The sequence below is a fragment of the Novosphingobium sp. BAM6 genome, from assembly GCF_057784955.1.
Genome location: NZ_JBYNTR010000008.1, coordinates 105,173 through 113,149 on the forward strand (window position 1 = coordinate 105,173; position 7,977 = coordinate 113,149).

Consider the following 7,977-nt stretch of genomic DNA (forward strand, 5'->3'; position numbering starts at 1 on the left):
GGTCTACCCGGCCGGAGAGGAATGATCTGATGAACGGCTTCCCCATCCCGAGGTCTACCCGACGAAAGGCCTGAGCCCCCTTTGCGCCTCGCGCCGCCGCGCCTGTCCTTCGCTGAGTGGAAGGGCCGCGCGTTTGCGCCGCGCCTGCTTCCACCGGAGCCCATACGGGCTTCGCATGACGGCCCGTGTGCCGTGTTCCAGCGCCCGGAGGAGACCCCTTATGGCTGCGCCTTGGCGACGTTCGTTCGCCCTCATCCTGCTTGCCCCGGCAAGTCCCGCCTTTGCCCAGACGGCCTTTGCCCAGACGACGGCGCCCGTGTCATCGCCCGGATTACCTCAGGTCGCCACCCAAGATACCGCCCTTGAAAGCACTGGCCCTTATGCCTTGCCCGGTGGCGCGCCCTCCGCAAAGTCGGGTCCGACAGGCAACACCGATACCGCCAGGCCCAGTGACGATGACCAGTCAGCCAGCGATGCAGGCGATGCGAAGAAAGGCATCGGCCCGCTCTCCGTCATCGGCAACCGCTGGGCGGACGATGGTATCCGCATCCGCGCGCTGTTGACCAACGATGTTGCGGGTAACGTGACAGGCGGTGTCCATCGCGGCACCGGCAACGTCGGCCAGTTCTATATCGGCACCGACCTCGACATGAACAAGCTGATCGGCTGGAAGGGCGGCGCGCTGCACTTCACGCTCTATCATGACTATGGCCGCAGCCTTGCCAAGCAGGTGACGGGCACGTTCATCAAGCAGCAGGGCATCTACAAGAACGACTATACCCAGTGGCACATGGGGCTAATCTCGATCGAGCAGAAGCTGCTGCATGATCGGGTGGACATCATCGCCGGACGGCTTGGCAGCACCGCATTCTACGGTCATCTGCAAAGCGCCTGCTTCTTCCAACAGGGCCTCGCCTGCGGCATCCCTGCCGTCCTCAATTCCGAGGCTGGATATTCGCTGCTGCCCTCGGCCACCTGGGGCGCGAACGTCAAGGCGAAGGTCGGCGCGCACGGCTCCGTCCAGACCGGTATCTTCGAGGTCAATCCGTTCATCGCCCATACCCGCGGGCTGGACTTCTCGATCAAGCATGCGACCGGGTTCACCGTGCCGTTCGAGCTGGCTTACGACAGCGGCGGCCTGGCCAAAACGCGCTATCCCTTCCAACTGAAGGTCGGCGGCTATGCCAGCACGGGCACCCGCGTCGATCCCTATTACAATGCGCAAGGACAGTCCGCGGGCCTGACCGGCACGGCCCAGCGCAGTGCCAATACGCTGCGTTCGGGTTTCTACGTGCTTGCCGAAAAGACCTTCTGGCGCCCGGATCCCAAATCCACGCGCAGCCTGACCGCATTCGGCGGCTATCTCCAACCATTGGAGAACGAGGAAGTCGTCGACCGGCAGCTCTATGCAGGGCTCGTCCTGCGCGGCCCCTTCAAGAGCCGCCCCAGGGACAGCATCGGCCTGATGGGCAGCTACCTGCACGTCAGTTCCAAGGAAGTCGCGTACTTGCGCGATACCCGCCTTCGCCTGGGCGGTGGCGGCGTGGAGAACCCGAACGAATACGCGTTCGAGGCCAGCTACGGCCTTCAGATCGGCCGCTCGATCCGGCTGACCCCGAACGTCCAGTACATCGTTCACCCGGACAATTCTCAGCTGCCCAAGATCACGTTCGTACCGAAGAACATGGTGACGTTCGGCCTGCGACTGGTGGTGAACGTGGCGACGCTCGCCGGGATGCCCCCGACCGCTGCAACCGACGATTGAACAGGAGTTGGAAGACCCGCGCATGACCAGCCTCATCGGCGAGACCCGCCAGATCCTGACCGCCTCGCACTCGCGCCGTACCATTCTTGCGGGCGGAAGCGCTCTGCTTGCCGCCGGACTGACCGGCTGCGGCCACACGCTGGAAAGCCCGAATTCGATCCTCATCGCCAATGCCTCTGGCGGCCTTACCATGGTGATGACCCAGCTGATGAAGCAGGAGCGCTTTCTCGAACACTTCGGGCTCGATGCCGATCTGATGAACATCGCCGACGGCTCGCGCATTCTGGGCGGGATCGTCGGCGAGAGCCTCGACTGTTCGCTGATGTCGGGCTTCGGGCAGGCGTTCCCGGCGATGGAGCGCGGCAGCGACATGAAGATCATCGGCGGCGGCATCCTGCTGCCCGCGCTCGCCATGTTCAGCGGCAAGCCAAACGTCCAGTCGCTGAAGGATCTGGAAGGCAAGGCAATCGGCACCGGCTCGATCGGGGCGCTGGTCTATCAGCTGACCGTCACGCTCTTGCGCAAGTACGGGGTGGACACAGGCAAGATCAAGTTCGTCAACATCGGCTCCAGCCCGGACGTGTTCCGCGCGGTTTCGGCAGGCACGGTCGATGCCGGACTTGCCCAGACCGCGCTGATCGACACGGCCGACGAGTACCACGTCCACGCGCTGCCCCACGGCAACCTGTCGGAGGAGCTGCCGCTCTACACCTATCAGGGTGCGTGGACCTCGGCCAAGACCATCAAGGAGCGGCGCGAGACCATCGTGCGGGCCATGGCCGCCTACGCCAAGATGTTCCGTTTCGTGCAGGATCCCGCCAACAAGGACGCGTTCATCCGTGCGCGGCGCAAAGCGTTTCCCTCCGCGTCCCAGGCCGACCACGAGGCCGAGTGGCACTTCATCCAGACGTATAAGCCCTTCGCCACCGATCTCGTCATCGGGCCGGACCGCATCGAATACATCCAGAAGCTCAACATGGCATTCGGCCAGCAGAAGCGCATCGTGCCGTTCGAGCAGGCGACCGACATGTCGCTCGCGCGCGATGCGATTGCCCTGCTGGAGCGGCATTCGTGAGCCTCCCCCAATCCCTTTCCGCCCCCACTCAAGGAGAAGCCCTGATGGCGTCCCGCACCATCGACATCCACCCGCACGTCATTTCCGACGACGAGACCGCCTATCCGCCCACCCCGCTGTTCGGCAAGCGCTCGGACTGGTCGAAGGAGCGGCCCAGCACGGTCGAGACGCTGATCGCGGCGATGGATCATGCCGGTGTCGACAAGGCAGCGGTCGTCCATTCCTCGACCACGTACGGATTCGACAACAGCTATGTCGTCGATGCCTGCAACCGCTACCCCGACCGGCTTGTCGCGGTCGGCTCGGTCGATATGCGGGCAGGCGATGCCGTCAAGGTGATCCATAGCTGGGCCGAAGCCGGTCTTGTCGGTCTGCGCATCTTCACCGGCGGCAGTACCAAGGCCTTCGATCCCACCGAACTGGAAGACCCGGCCATGTATCCCGCCTGGGAGGCCTGCGGCGAGCTTGGCCTGCCGATCTGCATCCAGACCGGCGCAACAGGCCTGCCGCAGGTCCGCGCACTCGCCACCCGCTTCCCGCACGTGAAGATTGTGCTCGACCACCTTGCGCGGCCCGATTTCACTGACGGGCCGCCCTATGCGGCAGCGCAGAGCCTGTTCGACCTCGCGCCGTTCGCGAACATCCATTTCAAGCTGACCCCGCGCACATTCGTCGATGCCATCAAGGGCGCCGCGACGCCCGAGACGCTGTTCCCCAAACTGGTGGAGACCTTCGGGGCGCAGCGCATGGCGTGGGGATCGAACTACCCCACCTCGGAAGGCAGCCTCGAAGGCAATCTGGACCGCGCCCGCGAATGCCTGTCCTCGGTCTCCGCCACCGATCGCGAGTGGATCTTCGCCCGCACTGCACAGAGCCTCTACGCGCGGCTTGCTGACTGAACTTCACGGAGAGAACCCATGCAAGACACGGTGGTAAAACTCAAAGTCGACAATGTCGCCAAGTCCTTCCACACCCAGCTGCGCAGTGGCCGCCCAGAAACGGTGAACACCATTCTGGGCGGCGTCAGCTTCGATGTGCCCGAAGGCGAGATCGTCTCGATCATCGGCGAGAGCGGCTGCGGCAAGACCACCTTGCTGCGTATCATCACTGGCCTGATCGCGCAGGACGGCGGCGAGATCGCCATTGATGGACGGGCCGTGACGAAGCCGGGTCGCGATCGCGGCCTGGTGTTCCAGCAGCCCAATCTCCTGCCCTGGCGTTCAGCGCGCGAGAACGTGGAGTTCGGCCTTGAACTGATGGGCAAGACCGAGGAGCGCCTGACCCGCGCCGAACGCGCAGCGCGCGCGACGCAGCTGCTCGAACTTGTCGGCCTTGGCCATGCCGCCGATCAACTGCCGCACCAGCTTTCGGGCGGTATGCAGCAACGCATCGGCCTGGCGCGGGCGCTGGCCATCAATCCGCAGATCCTGCTGATGGACGAGCCGTTCAGCGCGCTCGATGCACAGACGCGCGAGGTTCTGCAGGCCGAACTGCTGCGCATCCATGCCGAGACCGGCAAGACCACGCTGTTCGTCACGCACGATCTGGACGAGGCGATCTATCTCAGCAACCGCATCGTCGTGCTGGCCGCTCGCCCCGGACGCGTGCGCAAGATCATTCCGATCCCCTTCTCCAGCCCGCGCCCGCCGCTGCCCGAACTGCGCGGCGATGCCACGTTCCAGTCGATCCGCGCGGAAATCTGGAACCTTATTCGGGGAGAGGCGGTGGCGGCATGACCGACGCCACCTTCACCCAAGACACCTTCCGCGCCGAGGCGCCCGGCGCCCGGCCTTCCGACGATCCCGAAAGGAGCCCTGCCATGTCACCGGCCTCCGTCACGCCCTTCGAGCAGCCCAAACCGGCTATTGAGGCAGGCGCAGCCTTCGTACCGCCGCCTGCCGCCGCACCCCCGCGCAAACGCGACCTGTCCGCCTTCGTGCGCCTCGCCTCGATAGTGCTGGTGATCGGCGCATGGGAGGTGTTCGGGCGCCAGATCAACCCGCTGTTCATGTCCTATCCCAGCGCCATCGTGCGCGCCGCCATTGTCATGGCGGAGAATGGCGAACTGTTTACCTCGTTGCTGAGCAGCTTCAAGATCCTGCTGATGGGCTTCTTGCTCGCCGTCGGTCTTGGCGTGGTGTTCGGCCTGCTGATCGGGCGCTATCGCTATTTCGATGCGGCGACCGACTGGTTCGTTAACGCGCTCTATGCAACGCCGCTGGTCGCGCTGATCCCGCTTGTTACGCTGTGGTTCGGCCTTGGTGATGCCGCCAAGCTGTTCATCGTCACGCTGATGGCGATCTTCCCGATGCTCATCAACACCGCCGCCGGCGTGCGCGACGTGCCCCGCTCGCTGATCGAGGTCAGCGATGCCTTCGCCGCCAACGAATGGCAGGTGTTTCGCAAGATCATCCTGCCCTCGGCCGTGCCGTTCATGATGACCGGGGTGCGCCTTGCCATCGGCCGCGCGATCATCGCGATGGTCGTCGCCGAGTTCTTCACCGCGATCACCGGCCTCGGCGCGCTGATCGTCAAGTACGGCAACCAGTATGACACGGCCTCGATGTTCGTGCCGATCCTGCTGCTGATGGCGATGGGCGTGATCCTCACCAGCCTTGCCAAGCGGGCCGAGCAGATGTTCGCCCCCTGGCGCGGTGACACGCGCGACGGTTGATCCCGCTCCTCACACCGCATTCCCAAGGCCGCTTTCCCGTCGCCCTGCACCGCTTTCATGCGGCGCCGGGAATGGGAGAGGGCTGCCCACCGGAGACCTGCCATGACCACCGATACGCAGACACTTACGTTGCGCACCAACCTTGCCGACTATCCCGTTACCCGCGCGATGAAGGACGGCCGTGTCACCTCGCCGATCGTCACACTCGACTTCTGCGGGCCTAAGACGGCACATGACGGCTTCAAGCCGATGCTGCGCGAAAACGCCTACGATTGCGGCGAACTCGCCATCGTCACCTGCCTTCAGGCCATCGCTTACGGCAAGCCCTTCGTGTTGCTGCCCGCGCCGATTTCAGGGCGGTTCCAGCACCGCTGCGCCGGGTTCAATCGCGAACTCTACGATCTGGCACCCAAGGATATCGAAGGGCGCCGGGTGGGCGTGCGCACCTATGCGCAGACCACGGGGCTATGGGTGCGCGGCATCCTGAAGCACGATTACGGGGTCGATCTCGACAAGGTGACGTGGTGCACCTCGGACGATGCCCACCTGGCCGAATATAGCGATCCGGCCAATTGCGAGCGCCTACCCGAAAGCGCCTCCATCCCCGACATGATGCTGGACGGCTCGCTCGCCGCGGCGCTGCTAGGTAACGACATGCCCAAGGATCCACGCATCCAGACGCTTATCCGCGATCCCGAAGCAGCCGCCCGCGCATGGTTCGCGCGCGAGGGCGTGGTCCCGATCAACCATATGTTCGTGATCCATCGCGACATCGCACGCGAGCACCCCGACGTGGTGCGCGAAATCTATCGCATGATCGGGGAAAGCCGTGCTCTTACCGACGGTGGCGCGCCCGATCCCTATCCGCCGATGGGCTTCGAGGCCAACCGCAAGGGTATCGCCATGGCGATCGACTGGGCCTTCGAGCAAAAGATCATTCCTCGCCGTATTGCGGTAGAGGAACTGTTCGATGAAACCACGATAATGCTGACTGGCGAATAGACCTATCGGGAGGCACCACAGGGCTTGATCATCACGCATGCCGGATATCCAGATATTTGGTCTGAGCCGTCCCGAACTTGGCAGAGACTCATGGTGCTGAGTTCTGGCCGTAGGTACTTGATATCGTGAATAAGGCTCCAAACGTCTCGAATGGGCCGTCCCACCTCCAATGGCGACCGCCAACGCAGACTTGAAGCCTTGTGCCTGAACGCGATGCAGGACGCCACCCGGGAACCGGATTGGTTATTACAATCACATCACGCTTCGCTTCCGCACCTAAAAAGAAAGGCACGATCATAACTTCGCTTTGCAGAAGGTTCAGCAGTTCGTTTAAAGGCCGATCGTCAGGATTTTTGAACCGCAATGAATTATCGCCATTCCTTCCATGCCGGCAATAGCGCCGATGTCGTCAAACACAGCCTCCTCATCGCTTTGCTGCGGGCCTTGCAGCAGAAGCCTGGCGCGCTGACTCTGATCGACACCCACGCCGGCTGCGGACTGTACGATCTTGGCAGTGACGAAGCTCAACGCACCGGTGAGGCCTCGAAGGGCATCCTGCAGGCCTTTGTCGACCCGAGTCCCTTGCTGGACGACTACCGTGCCGCCGTGCAGGCGGTGAATACGGGGGACGAACCTCGCCTGTACCCCGGCTCGCCGCAATTTCTGACGCGGCTCCTGCGTCCGCAGGACGCCCTGATCCTAAACGAGAAGCATCCGGACGATGCCTATACCCTGCGCGGCGTGATGCGGGACACCGGCGCGGCCATACATGAACGCGACGCCTATGAACTATGGCTGGCCATGGTGCCGCCTCGGACGCCTCGCGGCGTGGTGGTGGTCGACCCGCCCTATGAGCAGACGGACGAACGCGCCCGCATCACCGCCACCCTTGCCGCCGCACATCGCAAATGGGCCCATGGCGTAACGGTGATCTGGTATCCGCTGAAAGACAACGTCACGCACCAGCTGTGGAAGGCGCAGTTGCGCAGGCTCGGCATCCCAAAATTTCTGGTAGTGGAGCATTGGCTGTACGACAGCGAGCAGCCCGGCATCTATAACGGCGCGGGCCTCTTCATCGTCAATCCGCCCTACGCTTTCACGCAGACAGTCCCGCCACTGCTGGAGGCTTTGCGTGCAGCGTTAGCCCCCGAAGGGCATAACGGCGAGATTATATGCGATTGGTTGGGCGATTGAAATTCCCCTCTTCCCCCTTCTTCCAAAGGGGGAATTGCCAGGCGTTGAAGCATGTCACCTGCACAGGCAATTAGACCGCATTCGCCACATGCCTCAAGGAAGTGAACGCGTATCAAGCGACGAGCATGAATAAACTGCGAATAGCTCCTAGCACTACTTTGGCAGAATTGTGATTCATGGGGAGCCAGCTTTGACGGAGGCTGGCGATGGATGATGACTGGCAGGCAGATCTTGAGCGGTGGCTCGCGCCGTATCTGGAAGGTCTGG

7 protein-coding genes are annotated in these 7,977 nt (G+C 63.2%); all 7 read left to right on the forward strand.

The window, feature by feature from the left end; genetic code table 11:
* The first annotated feature begins 220 nt into the window (after positions 1-220).
* The 7 genes from AC3EC3_RS16925 (at position 221) to AC3EC3_RS16955 (ending at position 7,710) form a co-directional block, all read left to right on the forward strand.
* Positions 221-1,765 (forward strand): carbohydrate porin, encoded by a 1,545-nt coding sequence (locus tag AC3EC3_RS16925; protein ID WP_488490773.1) that lies wholly within the window; start codon positions 221-223, stop codon positions 1,763-1,765.
* 22 nt (positions 1,766-1,787) lie between these two features.
* Positions 1,788-2,840, forward strand: a complete 1,053-nt coding sequence (locus AC3EC3_RS16930) for an ABC transporter substrate-binding protein (protein WP_488490774.1) — start codon at positions 1,788-1,790, stop codon at positions 2,838-2,840.
* Positions 2,841-2,884: 44 nt separating this feature from the next.
* Entirely contained in the window at positions 2,885-3,739 is an 855-nt protein-coding gene (locus tag AC3EC3_RS16935) for an amidohydrolase family protein (RefSeq protein WP_488490775.1), read from the forward strand.
* An 18-nt stretch (positions 3,740-3,757) separates the two neighbouring features.
* On the forward strand, positions 3,758-4,576 hold the full coding sequence (locus tag AC3EC3_RS16940; protein WP_488490776.1) for an ABC transporter ATP-binding protein: 819 nt from the start codon (positions 3,758-3,760) through the stop codon (positions 4,574-4,576).
* A complete protein-coding gene (locus tag AC3EC3_RS16945; protein ID WP_488490777.1) occupies positions 4,573-5,514 on the forward strand; it encodes an ABC transporter permease in 942 nt (313 codons plus the stop codon). The genes AC3EC3_RS16940 and AC3EC3_RS16945 overlap by 4 nt, the downstream gene beginning before the upstream one ends.
* 102 nt (positions 5,515-5,616) lie before the next feature.
* Positions 5,617-6,516, forward strand: a complete 900-nt coding sequence (locus AC3EC3_RS16950; protein WP_488490778.1) for a substrate-binding domain-containing protein — start codon at positions 5,617-5,619, stop codon at positions 6,514-6,516.
* Positions 6,517-6,879: 363 nt separating this feature from the next.
* Positions 6,880-7,710, forward strand: a complete 831-nt coding sequence (locus AC3EC3_RS16955; protein WP_488490779.1) for a 23S rRNA (adenine(2030)-N(6))-methyltransferase RlmJ — start codon at positions 6,880-6,882, stop codon at positions 7,708-7,710.
* The last annotated feature ends 267 nt before the right edge of the window (positions 7,711-7,977 follow it).